This window comes from Lentibacillus halophilus, assembly GCF_055395055.1.
Map to the genome: position 1 here is coordinate 1,589,169 of NZ_AP043750.1, position 15,785 is coordinate 1,604,953.

14 protein-coding genes are annotated in these 15,785 nt (G+C 42.4%); 7 read left to right on the forward strand and 7 right to left on the reverse strand.

The window, feature by feature from the left end:
* Positions 1-256: 256 nt before the first annotated feature.
* The 3 genes from ald to ACZ5Q7_RS07785 all read right to left on the reverse strand — a co-directional run bounded on the left by ald (position 257) and on the right by ACZ5Q7_RS07785 (position 3,670).
* Positions 257-1,375: an alanine dehydrogenase gene (gene ald, locus ACZ5Q7_RS07775; RefSeq protein ID WP_343752330.1), complete on the reverse strand. Its 1,119-nt coding sequence runs from the start codon at positions 1,373-1,375 to the stop codon at positions 257-259.
* Positions 1,376-1,483: 108 nt separating this feature from the next.
* Positions 1,484-2,728, reverse strand: a complete 1,245-nt coding sequence (locus tag ACZ5Q7_RS07780; protein ID WP_343752329.1) for a PucR family transcriptional regulator — start codon at positions 2,726-2,728, stop codon at positions 1,484-1,486.
* A 234-nt stretch (positions 2,729-2,962) separates the two neighbouring features.
* Complete coding sequence (locus ACZ5Q7_RS07785; RefSeq protein WP_343752328.1) at positions 2,963-3,670, reverse strand: NAD-dependent deacylase; 708 nt, start codon at positions 3,668-3,670, stop codon at positions 2,963-2,965.
* 175 nt (positions 3,671-3,845) lie between these two features.
* On the opposite strand from ACZ5Q7_RS07785, the gene ACZ5Q7_RS07790 reads away from it, so the two are divergent.
* Positions 3,846-4,772 carry a DUF4349 domain-containing protein gene (locus tag ACZ5Q7_RS07790; protein ID WP_343752327.1) on the forward strand — a complete coding sequence of 309 codons (927 nt, stop codon included), beginning with the start codon at positions 3,846-3,848 and terminating at the stop codon, positions 4,770-4,772.
* 231 nt (positions 4,773-5,003) lie between these two features.
* Positions 5,004-6,410 (forward strand): hypothetical protein, encoded by a 1,407-nt coding sequence (locus ACZ5Q7_RS07795; RefSeq protein WP_343752326.1) that lies wholly within the window; start codon positions 5,004-5,006, stop codon positions 6,408-6,410.
* A 138-nt stretch (positions 6,411-6,548) separates the two neighbouring features.
* Here ACZ5Q7_RS07795 and ACZ5Q7_RS07800 read toward each other — a convergent pair whose 3' ends face one another.
* Positions 6,549-7,169, reverse strand: coding sequence for a DUF3298 and DUF4163 domain-containing protein (locus tag ACZ5Q7_RS07800; RefSeq protein ID WP_343752325.1), 621 nt, complete (start codon positions 7,167-7,169; stop codon positions 6,549-6,551).
* 232 nt (positions 7,170-7,401) lie between these two features.
* Here ACZ5Q7_RS07800 and ACZ5Q7_RS07805 point away from each other — a divergent pair, with 232 nt between their 5' ends.
* Positions 7,402-8,568: a hydroxymethylglutaryl-CoA synthase gene (locus ACZ5Q7_RS07805; RefSeq protein ID WP_343752403.1), complete on the forward strand. Its 1,167-nt coding sequence runs from the start codon at positions 7,402-7,404 to the stop codon at positions 8,566-8,568.
* A gap of 69 nt (positions 8,569-8,637) precedes the next feature.
* Here ACZ5Q7_RS07805 and ACZ5Q7_RS07810 read toward each other — a convergent pair whose 3' ends face one another.
* Complete coding sequence (locus ACZ5Q7_RS07810) at positions 8,638-9,597, reverse strand: SCO family protein (RefSeq protein ID WP_343752324.1); 960 nt, start codon at positions 9,595-9,597, stop codon at positions 8,638-8,640.
* Between the two features lie 238 nt (positions 9,598-9,835).
* Positions 9,836-11,230: an alanine/glycine:cation symporter family protein gene (locus ACZ5Q7_RS07815; protein WP_343752323.1), complete on the reverse strand. Its 1,395-nt coding sequence runs from the start codon at positions 11,228-11,230 to the stop codon at positions 9,836-9,838.
* A 302-nt stretch (positions 11,231-11,532) separates the two neighbouring features.
* Between ACZ5Q7_RS07815 and ACZ5Q7_RS07820 the strand changes: the two genes are divergently transcribed.
* Both ACZ5Q7_RS07820 and ACZ5Q7_RS07825 read left to right on the forward strand, forming a co-directional pair.
* On the forward strand, positions 11,533-11,904 hold the full coding sequence (locus ACZ5Q7_RS07820; protein WP_343752322.1) for an ArsR/SmtB family transcription factor: 372 nt from the start codon (positions 11,533-11,535) through the stop codon (positions 11,902-11,904).
* Between the two features lie 33 nt (positions 11,905-11,937).
* Entirely contained in the window at positions 11,938-14,379 is a 2,442-nt protein-coding gene (locus ACZ5Q7_RS07825) for a heavy metal translocating P-type ATPase (protein WP_343752321.1), read from the forward strand.
* A 182-nt stretch (positions 14,380-14,561) separates the two neighbouring features.
* Here the strand turns inward: ACZ5Q7_RS07825 and ACZ5Q7_RS07830 are convergent, their stop codons facing one another.
* Complete coding sequence (locus ACZ5Q7_RS07830; RefSeq protein WP_343752320.1) at positions 14,562-14,888, reverse strand: hypothetical protein; 327 nt, start codon at positions 14,886-14,888, stop codon at positions 14,562-14,564.
* A gap of 289 nt (positions 14,889-15,177) precedes the next feature.
* Between ACZ5Q7_RS07830 and ACZ5Q7_RS07835 the strand changes: the two genes are divergently transcribed.
* Positions 15,178-15,309, forward strand: coding sequence for a hypothetical protein (locus ACZ5Q7_RS07835; protein WP_343752406.1), 132 nt, complete (start codon positions 15,178-15,180; stop codon positions 15,307-15,309).
* Between the two features lie 49 nt (positions 15,310-15,358).
* Positions 15,359-15,553, forward strand: coding sequence for a YwbE family protein (locus ACZ5Q7_RS07840; protein WP_343752319.1), 195 nt, complete (start codon positions 15,359-15,361; stop codon positions 15,551-15,553).
* Positions 15,554-15,785: the final 232 nt, after the last annotated feature.

The window sequence follows — 15,785 nt, forward strand, 5'->3', positions numbered from 1 at the left end:
AACTATTCTCTCCATTTTTATTAAACAATGCAACCATTTCGTCAAAAACAGTCAAAATATCTTACAGCTCGACAAAGCTTTTCTTAATTCCCCAAATCAGTAGATAAGGTGATAGAAGACTATGACTTAATAATAGTGCCTGACTGCGTTTCAAGCCCTATAGACAATGGCGATAAAGACATAGAAATAGTCAAGTAGTCCATTCCATTAAAAAAGACTGCCTGACGTTGCAGACAGCCTTTTTATTGGGTATCATTTAGTTTGAAAGAACGTCATCAACCGATTGATAATTATAGCCGAGATCACGTGCAACAGCTTCATAAGTAACGTTACCATTAAGTATGTTCACGCCGGACTTCATGGCAGGGTTGCTTGTGATAGCTTGTTCTACACCTTTATTAGCAACCTGCAGGGCGTAAGGGATCGTTACATTCGTCAACCCGATCGTCGCTGTACGTGGAACGGCGCCAGGTATGTTGGCAACGGCATAGTGCAGGACACCATGTTTCTCGTAGATTGGATCATCATGCGTTGTAATATGATCAACAGTTTCAAAGTTTCCGCCCTGGTCAATGGCAACGTCAACCATTACAGAACCGGGTTGCATGGCTTTGACCATATCCTCTGATACAAGTTTTGGAGCTTTGGCACCTGGAATCAGGACAGCGCCAACGACAAGGTCTGAATCTTTAACGGATGCTGCAATATTGGCCGGGTTGGACATAAGTGTCTGCACATTTCCGCCAAAGATGTCTTCAAGTTCGCGCAGACGGTTCGGATCCAAATCAACGATGGTAACGTCCGCACCAAGCCCCACTGCAATTTTCGCTGCGTTCATGCCAACGATGCCACCGCCAATAATGGTGACTTTTCCACGGTTGACCCCTGGAATGCCACTAAGCAGTACACCTTTACCTCCCTTGGCTTTTTCAAGATATTGCGCGCCGAGTTGGGATGCCATTCGGCCGGCTACTTCACTCATTGGGGATAACAGTGGCAATGCCTTATTGACAGTAATGGTTTCATAAGCAAGAGCTGTCACGCCATTTTCCGCCAGAGCTTTTGCCAGCTCAGGCTCTGCTGCTAGGTGAAGGAACGTAAATAGGATTAAATCTTCACGGAAATAGCGATACTCGGATGGGAGCGGCTCCTTCACTTTAAGAACCATATCCGCCTTTTCCCATACGTGCGAAGCGCTTTCAGATACTTCAGCCCCGGCTGCTTTGTATTCATCATCGGTAAAGCTGCTTCCGACACCGGCATTCGCTTCAACCAGCACTGTATGTCCAGCATTCACCAAGTTGTCCACCCCTGCTGGTGTGATCGCAACACGGTTTTCATTATTCTTAATTTCTTTGGGTACACTGATAATCATGTTAAAACTCCCCCTTATCAATACAATTTGTCTTATTCATTATAACTCTTTTATAGGAATTTTTCATTAGTAGAAAAACAAAAAAAGGATGAGGATGTTTGTTAAAAATCACAAATGCCCCTTATCAATGGATTCTATCAATATATCAAGATATATCGTCATTTTTTGATTAGGATTCTTTAAATTGATTTCCCCAATGGTACCGATGCGTTTCAATCGGTAATTCAATGTGTTGGTATGAACGTGCATTCGTTTCGCCGCGTTGTAAACATTGCCATCACAAGCCAGATAAGCATGCAAGGTTGCCACTAAGTCCGAGCCATTTTTCTTGTCATAGTCCTTAAGTCGTTCCAACGCATCATTTTGGTAGTTGTCACGGTTCCGAATGGCCCGAAGTTCATATAGAAACTGGTAAACACCAAGTTCATAATAACCATGAACATCATGTAATGTAGAAGGAAAGTGCTCTTTCAGTTCAAGAACATTTACAGCTTGTCTGTAACTGTCTTTCATCGATTCAGGTGTGGTATAGACCTGACCGAAACCCCCTTTCACATGATGGATGTTCAAGCGCTCGTGCATTTTTTTGGTAAAGTTCTGCACGAATGTTTTCAATGCTTCTCGTGCGTGTGTTTCTAGGCTGAGGAGAATAATCAACTGGTTTTGATCAAATAGTCGACAAACAGTATACGGCTGTTGAAATGTTTCTGTTAGATAGAAAGCATGTTTTTCGATGGTTTGGGATATGTCGGAATCAAATTCAATAATGGCGATGGCATGATAATTTCCGAATTTCAGTCCGAATCGGCTGGCTTGACGTTGAATTTCCGCACTCTGCTGTATGTGACCGGATAAGAGCTGACGGAAGAAATTCTGATAACTTTCTTCAGTTTTTTTATTTTTGAGGTGATGCTGGTGAAGTTGGTTTTTAACAAGTTTCGCTGCATCTTTCATAAGTGATAGTTTGTCATCGGTGATCGTGGCCTCATTAATTTGTGCCCATATAAACCCAAGCACTTCACGATGTTTATGTACAGAGATAGCGATGCGATTCCCAAGCCCCACTTTATCAATTTTTGGTACAATCACCGGTTCGCTACTTTCGAACAGACGTGTCATGACACCGCTTTCCCATAGGCCATTAATAACATTTTCCGGTACGCTTCGTCGTATAATCGTAGCCACCCGTGCATCATCGACATTTTCCTCATGTTTGCTATAGGAAATAATCCGATGATTAACGTCCTCGATGGTGACAGGGCATCCCAGAATGTCAGCAATGCGGTCGGCCAGCCCTTCCGGCGAATCGAATGTATCATAGAAATGGTTTTGATGATCGATTGAATGGCTCATGAGTAGGTCTCCTTTATCTGTGGAGGCTATCCTATATTATCATGCTTGTGATTAAGAAGAAATGTCCTGTTATGAATGATTATTGCACGAAGGGTCGATTGGATAACATTAACTGAAACAGGGGTCATTATATTTCATGAAGCTATCCATACGTGTGAAAGGCGTGTCACGCTAAAATGCGCGGCTATTATCGTTTGACAAAAAGGGGCGCATGTTTGTGTCCGGCTGATATGTTTAAAATGAATTCCATTCCTCAAGAACATCGCCAATTTGACGTCCGTGAATGACCTGGTCTGCAAATTTATCCAGTTCGGTCGGTTCACGATTGACAATGACGAGTCTTGCACCATTGTCTTTGGCGATGAGTGGGAATTGATTGGCCGGTGTTACACTCAATGACGACCCCAGTGCGATAAATAATTCTGCTTTTTCGGCTTCAGCGAGTGCCATTTGAAAATCCTGTTGTGGCAATGTTTCCCCGAACAGCACGATGGAAGGACGTAATATTCCTCCACAGTGGCAATAGTAGTCACGGTCAATGTATTCATGACTGTTATATTTTTCTCCGCACGATTGACAATGCAGTTTTTGCAAAGTTCCGTGCAGTTCAGCCACCAGCCTATTGCCGGCTTCTTGGTGAAAGCCATCGACATTTTGTGTAATAATGGACTGGATAATCCCGCGTTGCTCCCAATCAGCTAAGACATGATGTCCTTTGTGGGGTTGGTACTCTTTAACATGTTGAACACGAGTTTGGTAAAAATCAATGAATGCATCAATATTATTATTTAAGGCTTCTGTACTGGCAATTTGGCTCGGATCTTGTTTAGTCCACAGACCATGGCCTGTCGATCGGAAATCCGGGAGACCGCTTTCCGTAGACATGCCTGCACCAGTAAATATCACCGTGTAATTTGATTCCTTCAGCCAATCATGAATCATGAATCTACCTCCATATATAGACATTGCATTAAATGTATCACGTTCCAGGATATTCATAAAGTTTGACGATTTCAGGTTCGACTTCAGCATTTTTATCACAACTCTGACGTTTCACAAAATACATGTAACGTTTTTCGCTTCACACCGTCTGTAGTTGTAAAATGGGGGGTCAATCATGGAAAAAAAGCTTGTCATATGTATGGTTATGACTATTAGTGTGCTAATAGTCGGATGCAGCAATCAGCCGGGTGAAAGTGGTTCGACTGACCAAGCCGATCAGTCGACGGAAGAAGCCATAGAAAACAATGAATCGTTTACAGCTGCCGATGACAGCGTTACTGATAACGAGAGAGAAAACAGTGGTAATAAAGATAACAATGCTTCCTCACCGTCTGATAAGGCTGCCGACACGGATCGAAAAGTCATTTATAAAGCCGATCTGCATATCGAGGTGACCAATTATGAAGAGATGACTGCTGATATTCGAAAGCAGGTGAATGACCGGGGCGGCTACATCGTTGAATCAAGCATGCACGATAATTCCACCGATGGTTCTGTCAACGGGCAAATCAAGGCACGTATTCCGCAGAAGCATTTCCGGGAATTTGTTCAGCTTGTCGAGGATGGCGGTAAAAAAGTAGTGAACAGTTCGATTTCAGGACAGGACGTAACCGAGGAGTACGTGGATCTGGAGTCGCGTTTGGAATCCAAAAAGGTTGTGGAAAAACGGCTGCTTTCATTTATGGAAGATGCTGAGAAAACAGAAGATTTGTTGAATGTTTCAGAAGATCTTGCAAACGTCCAGGAGGAGATCGAGCAAATTACGGGACGGATGAAGTATTTACAGAATAAAGTTGATCTTGCCACCGTCACCATTCAAATGGAGGAAACGAATGTAACGTTAACGAGTGACAAGGATCTGAATACGTGGGAAAAAACAAAACAGCAGCTTATGAAAAGCGTTAATTTTCTTCTCTCAGCGTTCTCAGGGCTGTTTGTCTTCGTTGTTGGCAATCTTCCAGTATTGATTTTATTAGGGGCCATTGGTGTGGTTGTCTTTTGGATTATCAGAAAGCGAAGTAGGAGCAGGCGGGAAGAGTAAGATTGGTAGTGGACTGGGGCAATTTTGTAACAGTAAATTGTCCCGTAACTTTAGACCTTGAACATGAATAAGGGACCGCAATGGTTGGTGTTTTGCAGTAAACGTTGTTGATTTATTAAATATTGACTATTCCCAAAAGGCTTAATTGATCCATTTTCATTCGTGAAAGGTTTGCGTTATACTGATTGTCATGTCGTTTATTTTAATGTGGATACATGAAGGAGTATGAAAATGGTTCAATTTGTATCAAGAGGATTGCGGTTATCGATTTTTTTGTACGCTCTCTTACATTTCATCAATTATTTCTTTAATATTGAAAGTATTGCCTATATACATGCCGTCATTGGTTTTGTCATGTTAATTTTGTCCGCAGTGAATTTAACGTTAAATCGTTTTAAATTGCCCCTCTTTCTTATAACGGCTGGGGTTATCACCTTAGTGGTAACCGGTGGATTAAGTGCAGAACATATTAAAAACGGTTTGCTTCAAATGAGCGATATTATTGGTTTGCTCGCGATTGTTCCATTGATTGGCTGGGTGTTGCGCCAAGAGGCTTATATCAATGAAATGATCGGCCTCGCGCATAAGCTGCTTGATTCCAGCCGGAAGTTTTATTTCGTCATGATTTCATTCACCCATATTCTTTCGTACTTTTTACTATTCGGCGTTATTTCGCTAATGTATCAATTTGTAAGCAATATCCTGCAACATCAGCGAGGTGAAGCTTGGGAATATTTTAAAGGTACAGCACTTCTGCGCGGGTTTGCTTTATCAACGATATGGACCATCAGCATACCAAGCTTTGCCTTTGCGGTGGAAGCGTTAAATGCATCGTTATGGCAGTCTATTCTACAAGGTTTTTTTGTGGCGGTGGCTGGGATCGTAATGGCTGTCTTGTTTTCCCGTTTTGAAGAAAAAAGTTACGGAATTGATTTCACCTCCGAGATTAAAAAAGAAATTAGTTCGGTCCTTGAGCAATCATCTGATAAAAAAGACCAGTTACGCACTACAGGAGAATTTATTTTTCTCTTTATCACGTTATTTGGATCTATTTTTCTATTATATGAGATTCTTGCGGTAAAACTGATGCTGCTTATTCCGTTTGTAATTATTGTCTGGTCCGTTATATATTTTTTGGTCAAGCGAAAAATGAAACATATGGTTGCTGAAATGAAGAATTATTATGCGAATGGATTATCATCTCAAGCCTATCAGTTCAGTGTGTTGATATCGGCAGGCATTGTTATATTGGCCGTGAACCAGAGTGGAATCGGCAAGGCTGTTGTTAACCGTATTTACTCGCTTCAGGAAGTTCTGCCGTTTTTCAATATGTTGTATTTCCTTCCATTTATCGTTATCATTCTTGGCTTTATCGGACTCGGGCCGCTGACGGTTATGGTTCTGGTAGCAGGTATTCTAGAAAGCATTTCACTGCCGTATCCACCGGAGTTGATAGTGCTGGCAGTCACATCGGGAAGCGCCATATCGATTTTAGTGTCGCCATTAATTATGCCGGTCATTATTTTAAGTGGAACCAATGGATTAAGTCCATTTAAAAATGGTCTGGCGTTTAACTACAAATTTGCGATTGCTTTTTATATCCTTGTGCAATGCTATATTCAATGGATGGTGAGCTGAGGACAAGATGTCGTGAAAAAGATCATTCACTTGCCATACCCAGTATTAATGAACACGCTGACCTCATTTTATTCAGTGATAAATGTTGAGGTCAGCATCCAGATCAAACATAATACCTGCCCGGCCGGCTTTCATTAACTAATTGTTCATGGCCATACGACTGAGGGGGCTGTTTTCCGGGATAATATCCTGCAGCTCATAAACAGAAATCGGGAACGTTGGAATTCCGAATACATGTGGCGTGAACTCCAAAGGTTGGAAATAAATGACGAGCGTTTTGTCAGCTATATAAAACGATTGTTGTGGACTGATTCCGGTAAAGTTATGAATTGTGGGAATGTCACGTTCGGCTATCTGTTTCTGAATTATTGCTGAGATGCGTTGAGTATAGTTGCTCCTTGGTTTGAACAAATCACTGAGCCGGCATTCATTTCCGTTCATCAAATCAAATGTTAAGGAATTCATGTACGTCATGCCGTTTGCCGCCATATAAGGTATGGCATAGTTGGACAGGGTTAAGCTCAATACATTCCGCTGATTATTTTTCATCTCAAACCCGCCGACCATTTCCGCAATATTCCCTGACATATCGTTGGTTTGCATATCGATGAGTTGTTGCGTATTCCGTACAATTGATTGGTTAATAAAAGCTTGCAAGGACTGATTAGCCATATTGTAGACTTGTGGGTAAACCACATGCTTCCCGGGTCCGTCCTTGATCTCATATGGTTTGATGGGAACTGGTAGGGACATAGGCATATTCCCTTCCTCCTTTTTCGTGTTCTGAGCCCATTATATTCCGGAAAAGCAAATATGTGCTGCTGCCCCCTTTTATGGCACCGGATGAAAGTTCCGCTTTTTCAATGTAGTTTTTCATGGTATGCTATATTATGGTTGTTACATGTTAGGCATCATTATATAAAAATCAATCGCATGGATTAAGCTTTTTGATTATAAAATAAAAATCGATCCAAAAAGGAGTATGACGACGTTGCAGATAGGTATTGATAAGATAGGACTTTATGCCCCTCATTTATATGTCGATATGAATAAACTGGCTGTCCGACGTAATGTTGACCCTGAAAAATTTACGATTGGCATTGGCCAGGAAAAAATGGCAGTGGCCCCCATCACACAAGATGCTGTCACAATGGCGGTCAATGCAGCGCTCGAAATCGTCGATGATAAGGATAAGGAAGCGATCGATTTCGTTATTTTGGCAACAGAATCAGGTATTGACCATTCCAAGGCCGGAGCTATTTATGTCCACCACTTGCTTGGGCTCCATGAGCACGCTCGGTCCGTTGAATTGAAACAAGCTTGTTACGGTGCAACGGCGGCGATTCAGATGGCAAAAGGACATATAGCTTTGCATCCTGACAGCAAAGTGCTGGTGATCGGTTCGGATATTGCGCGTTATGGATTAGCCACAGCAGGGGAAGCGACCCAAGGTGCAGGTGCTGTTGCTATGCTTATCGGTGCTGATCCGGATATTTTGGCGCTGGAAGAGAACAGTGCGTTTAAAACCGATGAAGTGATGGATTTCTGGCGGCCGATTCACTCGGACAAGGCCCTGGTGGATGGCAAACTTTCCAACGAACAGTATATCGCTTTCTTCACTAACGTATGGGAACAGTATAAAGCGCAGTCGGGTTTGGGACTGGCTGATTTCGCAGCCATCACGTTTCATCTTCCGTATACAAAAATGGGCAAAAAAGCGTTAAAAGCAGTGATGGATGAGGGAACGGATGACGACGCGGAACGACTGATGACCAATTATCAAATTAGTGCCGAATACAATCGGATGGTCGGTAATATTTACACCGGTTCCCTGTACTTAAACGTGCTTTCGTTGTTGGAAAACAAGGAAGATTTGCAGCCCGGGACACGTATCGGTTTGTACAGCTATGGTTCCGGCGCAGTTGGGGAATTTTTTGCCGGTATCCTGCAACCAAATTACCGCAAACAGTTGCCAGTGAAACAACACAGTCAATCGCTTACTTCCCGGACAAAAATTAGTGTGGATGATTATGAGGCGATTTTTGAAGAAACGTTGCCAACGGATGGCTCCGAGGTAACACTGGATGTATCCGCTGATCCAGCAGAGGTGTGTTTGGCAGGCGTGAAAGATGATATGCGCCAATATGTTCGCAAATAAGTATCAGTAGGATAAGAACGTGTGTAACGAAAATGAAAAAGGCTGCTCGTCAACGTTGAGCAGCCTTTTTCATTTTTGGTTGTTGTTTTCTTCGTCGTTGCCGGCACCATCGCCGACCGTGATCGATTGTTTCGGCATGGAGTGCGTCCCATGAGCCGTGGTGTGGGCGAACATTTCATAAACGCCATCTTGATCCAGAGTCACGTCGGCCGTATAGGTTCCATCGCCATTGTTAGTCGATTCAACCATCGTGCTGTCATCCTTGTTTCCCTTTTTCCAGTATTCGAACTCCATTTCATCTGCATCCGTTACTTTTTTATCGCCATAGGTCACAGTCGCTTTTAACTGGACGGTTTTGTTTGCTTTAGTGGATTCCGGAACATCAAAGTTGACCTTTAGTTCCTTCAGTTCTTCTTCTTCATTTTCCGATGCATGCTCTGTGGAATTATCCTTACTGTTGTTGAGAACGATCTTTAAGTCGTCAATGATTTTTGGTATTTCCTCCGAATCGGTGCCGTCATAATATTTGATGACCTTTCCCTCGGGATTAACTAAATAGAACCGGGTGCCATGTGTAACCTGATCGGTCCCTTCTGGTGGCTTTTTTACAAGTGAATTAAACGACTTGATGGAAAACTCCTTAATCGTTTGAAAGTCGTACCCGGTTAAAAATGTCCAATTGCTAAAGTCAACTTGGAATTGGTTGGCAAACTCTTTCAGTGCTTCCGGTGTGTCATTCTTAGGTTCAACACTGAAGGAAACGAGCTGGGCATTCAGATCTTCTTCTTTCATTTTTTGCTGCAGTTCGGCCATGTTCATGGTCATGGGTGGGCAGACAGTGGTGCAGTTGGTAAAGACAAAATCCGCTATCCACCATTTTCCTTCTAAATCCTTGTTAGATAGTGTTTCATTGTTCTGTGTGGTAAAAGAAAAATCGCTCACTTCTTCTGATATATTTGTCTCAATTTCTTCCCTGCACGCAACAAGAAAAAGCGTAAGCAACAGTACCGGAATTTTGAATCGCTTCATCGTTTTTATCCCTTCCTTAACAACCCGGATGATATGTTAACACCAAAAACGGCGAGATGGCTTGCTTAATTCATACAATTCTACATTAATGATAACATATCAGGCGTGTGGATACGCGTGGATAGTATGACCTTTGTGTGAACAGAAATGGAATGGCTTATAAAAAGGGGGCTGGTGTATATCGGTACCGAGTCATAGAACCTGCTCGGTACCAACATTGGTGGGTGAAGCGTTAAGATTAAACGACTTTTTTCGTGTCTATATAAAACCTGCCAAAATAATCGTTTGTTTCACTCGCAACAACTTTATATAATAGCAAAATGCCAATAAGGTTAGGAATCATCATCAATGCGTTTGCCATGTCGGCAAATGCCCAGACGGTTGTCAGTTTAGCAATGGTTCCAACGAACGTGGCACCAACATAAATCAGGCGATAAATTCCCATATAGTTTAAGCCAAACAAATATTCAAAGCATTTGGATCCATATACATACCAGCCTAAAATAGTCGAGAATCCGAAGAAAACGACGGAGACCGACACCATGTATTCTCCGATGGCGCCTAATGACGAACCGAATGCTGCGCTTGTCAGGGCACCAGCATCAAGGCTTGCATCGTGTGTGACACCTGATAGCATTCCTCCCGTCGTATCCCAAAACCCAGTAACGATTAACACCAGACCTGTCATCGTACAAACGATTATCGTTACGATAAATGTGCCAATCATGGCTACTAAAGCTTGTTTGACCGGGTGGCTTGTCTTGGCATTTCCGGCAATTAATGCAACAGTACCCAGGCCGGCTTCGTTTGAAAAAATCCCTTTGGAAACACCGCTTTTGATAGCTTCGGAGATGACGATCCCGGAAAATCCACCAACTGCTGAAATGGGGTGGAATGCGTACGTAAATATCAAGTCAAATGCCGGAAGAATGCTATCATAATTTAATACCAGAATAATCAGTGCCGCAAAGATATAAAAAACAGCCATAATTGGTACAAATATTCCGGCTACGGAACTAATCCGCTGCAGCCCTCCGAAAATAATTAAAGACGTCAGAATAACAAGAATAATGCCTGTCGTTAATCCGCCTACACTAAAACTATTTTGCATTACATCGGCAATCGTATTGGATTGGACACTATTCCCGATACCAAGCGCCGCAAACGCCCCGAAAAAGGCAAATGCGATGGCCAGTGGTTTCCATTTACTTCCTATACCATGTTCAATATAATACATAGGACCGCTGGAATATTCGCCGTCTGCATTTTTAACACGATATTTCATTGCAAGTAATGCCTCGGAATATTTGGTTGCCATTCCAACCAGTCCGACGATCCACATCCAGAAGATGGCTCCTGGTCCTCCCAGTGTCACAGCTGTTGCAACACCTGCAATATTACCATTCCCCACCATACCGGCAAGGGAGGTCATCAAGGCTTTAAAGTTGCTGACATCCCCTTCCGTGCTGTCATCTTCTTTGTCCTTTGAAAAAGCTAGTTTGAAAGCATAAGGCAATTGCCTGAATTGTAATCCCTTAAGAATGAGCGTTAAAAATAAGCCTGTGCCAACTAATAGAATTAAACTCGGTGTTCCCCAGAGAATGTCATTAATAGTATGAAGAATGTTCAGCATATTTATCCTCCTGAAGTAAAATATCATGATGGTCATCAATGACAAGCAATATGGCCTGCCGGAAACCCCTTATTTATTGATGAGGATGCGTTTTCAAACAAGTAAAAAATAATACTTGCAAGCTTATAACACAACTATTAATACTAATAGATTTTTGCCATAATGTACACACATTTTTCCTGCTTATAACGTAACCAACTATGATTCAAACAATTATTTGAATTATACGTATTGACATTGTGTTTGCGGTAGCATACACTACAAATAAATATTCAAACAAATATTAGACTGAAGGTGATCATGTGAGTGAAAAGGTTTTGACGACGACAAATACAGATACATGTGACACGTTTTGTTACGATGAAGCGTTGGTTCAAAGAGTTCAGCCGGAAATGGGCAATGTTGATGGCGTGGAGTTGATCTTTAAGGCTTTATCAGATGCAACACGAATGAAGATCGCTTATGCCTTGACGTTGGAAAAAGAATTGTGTGTTTGCGATGTAGCCAATATTATCGGCTCAACGACGGCAACAGCGTCGCATCATTTACGGTTGTTGCGCAATATGAAATTAGCCACATACCGCAAAGAGGGAAAGCTCGTTTTTTATGCTTTAGCTGATGATCACGTCCAACAACTGGTATCCATTGCTTTGCTTCATGCAAATGAAGGCTAACATAATGTTCATTGTGTAACAGGAGGGATAGACATGCGACAAACAGATAATGCAGCACCATCAGGTTGTTGCGCCAGTGATCCGGATTCAACCAGTGAAGCCGATTCCTGCTGTTCGGCGAAGGAGACGGACGACGGAGAGCGGAAATCGCTTGGAACTGACAAACAAAACATGGTGGAATACGCCATTCACGGGATGGATTGTCCGTCCTGTGCAGCCACTATTGAAAAAGGTTTACGAAAAACGAGCGGTATTCAATCGGTGCAAGTCAGTTACGGAACGGGAAAAATGGCAGTAGGTGTAGAGGATGCTACCATTGATAAACAGATTCCTGGGCGAGTACAAAAATTAGGGTTTAAAGCGGAACCTCTGCATGCAACGCAAAGCACAGAAACCTATCAAATTGACGGTATGGATTGCGGATCCTGTGCCGTGACGATTGAAAAACACTTAATTAAAAATCCAAGTGTGCACGACGTGAGCGTCAATTTTTCGACTGGAAAAATGCACTTGGACCACACAACCAATCCAAAAGACATCGTCAAGGAAGTACAAAAAGCAGGGTTTAACGCATCGTTGGACACTCGTGAACAACAATCCGAACCATCATCGGACAGAAAAAAGAACGTGTTTTCCACGACGAGCCTGTCCGGCGTTTTCCTGGGTTTTGGTTTTATTGGATCATTCACACCTATCAGCCCGGATATAATGACAGCATTATATGCCATGGCCATTCTTATCGGAGGGGCTAAACCGGTAAAAAGTGGTTTTTATGCCATTAAAAGCGGCTCTCTGGATATGAATGTACTTATGGCCTCAGCAGCGATTGGAGCGGCTTTTATAGGCGAATGGCTGGAAGGTGCTATGGTTGTATGGCTTTTTGCATTAGGAAATACCCTGCAAAACAAGTCGGTTGAGCGGACACGGAATTCCATAAGAGATTTGATGAACCTTGCTCCGTCTGAAGCGACTGTTAAATCAGGAGAACAACTTGTCCGCAAAGCTGTGGAGGACGTAGCGGTTGATGATGTCATCGTTGTTAAACCAAGTGAAAAGATACCATTGGACGGGGAAATTGTGTCTGGATCATCCAGTATTAATCAAGCACCGATCACCGGAGAATCTCTACCAGTTGATAAACAGCAAGACGATATGGTTTACGCCGGTACGTTTAATGAAAATGGATCGCTGGAAATTCGAGTGACAAAATTGGTGGATGATACGACGATCGCCAATATTATCCATATGGTGGAAGAAGCCCAGGAACAGAAGGCTCCAACCGAAGCATTCATAGACCGATTTGCCAATGTCTACACGCCGATTGTTTTTGCTTTGGCTATTTCTGTTATGGTATTTCCGCCACTATTCGGGGTTGGTGCTTGGGGCGATTGGCTTTATAAAGGTCTTGCATTATTAGTGGTAGCATGCCCATGTGCCCTCGTCATTTCCACACCAGTGTCGATTGTATCAGCTATTGGGAATGCAGCTAAAAATGGCGTTTTAATTAAAGGCGGAACGTTTTTAGAAAAGGCCGCGTCTATAAAGGCCATGGTTTTTGATAAGACTGGTACTTTAACAGAAGGAAAACCCAAAGTGACAAACGTCATCAGTAATATGAACGATAGAAATGACCTTATTGCGATAGCACGGACCATTGAAGCGCATTCCACTCATCCGATTGCTCAAGCTATAACGACGTACGCAGACGAACGTGCCATTGGTATGAAGGAAGGGGGAGCGTTTAAAACGATCACTGGTAAAGGCGCTCAAGCCACCATTGATGGGATGGAGTATTTTGCGGGAAATCCTGCGCTATTTCACGATATGAACGGGTTGCCTCAGGAAATGGAAAAACAAATTGATGCATTACAAGAGAACGGAAATACACTTGTCATCATTGGCACCCGCTTCGACATTCTTGGAATCATTGCCGTTGCGGATACTGTTCGCTCGATTACGGTTAAGGCGATTCAGACGCTTAGGAGGACAGGAATGAAGGAGATGGTCATGCTGACAGGAGATAATGATGGTACAGCGAAAAAGATCGCCGACGAAACGAGTGTCAACCGGTACTTTGCTGACTTATTACCAGAGGACAAAGTGACGGCCATTAAGAAACTGCAAGGTGAGGGCCAACGTGTCGCTATGATTGGCGATGGGATGAATGATGCACCCGCGCTTGCCACGGCTGATCTAGGAATTGCCATGGGCGGTGCGGGAACGGATACAGCCATGGAGACCGCTGATATTGTACTCATGGCGGATAACCTGGAAAAACTTCCGCATACGATTCGTTTGAGCCGCAAAGCCCGTAACATCATTAAGCAGAATGTGTGGTTCTCTTTATTGACTAAAGTAGCAGCACTTGTTCTCATATTCCCAGGTATCTTAACGTTATGGATGGCTGTTTTAAGTGATACAGGTGCAGCATTGCTCGTCATTTTAAACAGCATGCGGTTGTTAAAGCAAACATAACGAAGCCGTTCTTTGGTACTTTATAATAAAATCACCTCAACTATTTCCCTATATAGTTGAGGTGAATGGTTATGAGGAGCAAATGAGCTATTGTCATTATCACTAAGTTAATCGATGCCTGACAGTATCGCTATTACTTAAAGCTTCAAATGTAGTAAGCGTTCATTCTTTTAAGACATCGGTTACTTATTTTTCTCTGCTTTAATATTTCTTTCCATTTTTGATTTTTCCACACGATAATGCATCATCACGTGTCTTGCTTTTTCTAACTTCTTTTGACTCACCTTTATATATACCGGGCTTTCTTTGTATCCGAATCGATAAAAATTTTCCCAGTTATATGGAATTTGCAGCCTAACCGGGATGTTATAATTTTTTAGAAGCCAATAATAGTCGTTCGCCTCACTCAAACTTGATTCAGTGCCACTGTAAACGGTCTCGTATCTATTGGTATCGCTGAATAAAATTATCAGAGTTAAGACAGATGTGATTAATATTATCTCAAACATGGCAGATCCCTCTTTACATATGATGTGGAATTGAAATCAGTAGCGCCATAAGAACGTCAACGTATTAAATACAGCTTTTATACTCCTACAACAAAGTATAATCAACTGGTCAGGTTGCTAAAACCTGTTAGGAATATTTATACGGACATATCTGCATTCAGTGTGTCCATCTGTTCAGTTATAACGACACCATTTCTTGCCTTCTCCCCTTCTCTAATGATATTCCATAGTCTGCACCCCCATTTTCTGCTATCATAGGCCTAGATTCTGTTAATGAAGGATGGGCGACATGGGACAATTAACACAGCATGAACTGGAATCCCACCTGTGGGAATCAGCGAATATATTGCGGGGGAGCATTGACTCGTCCGATGACAAGAATTACATTTACACTGATGGAATTGAAAGAAGTACATTATAAACATGTTGCGTATTGATAATAAAAGCAAGTCTAAGGAGTTAAAGGTAATATGCCCGGAACAAGAAGAGACCATATAAAAATAGGACAAAACGTGCGTATTGTACAAAAACAGGATCAGCGCTCCGGTAAATTGACGGAAGGAATCGTATCAAAAATACTAACCAATTCTGCGTCCCATCCACATGGGATTAAGGTTATGCTGGAGAACGGCACTGTGGGAAGAGTGAAAGAAATATTGAATTAAACACGGCTGTCGATTGCTCTTGCCTTGTGTGGTTAGTCGCTCAGTTTCTTCAAGTGGTGTTACACCAAGACTTTGCACAATGAGCGAAATGAATACAGCTGCAAAAGACAGAGATAAGATTATTTGCGGAATGAGAAACACGGACATTGGTGATAAGCAATCCAGTAATGGTATTCCACATTTGTCATAGAAAAGTTGCAATGATTAGCAGGGTTTGGACAATTTTTGTGTT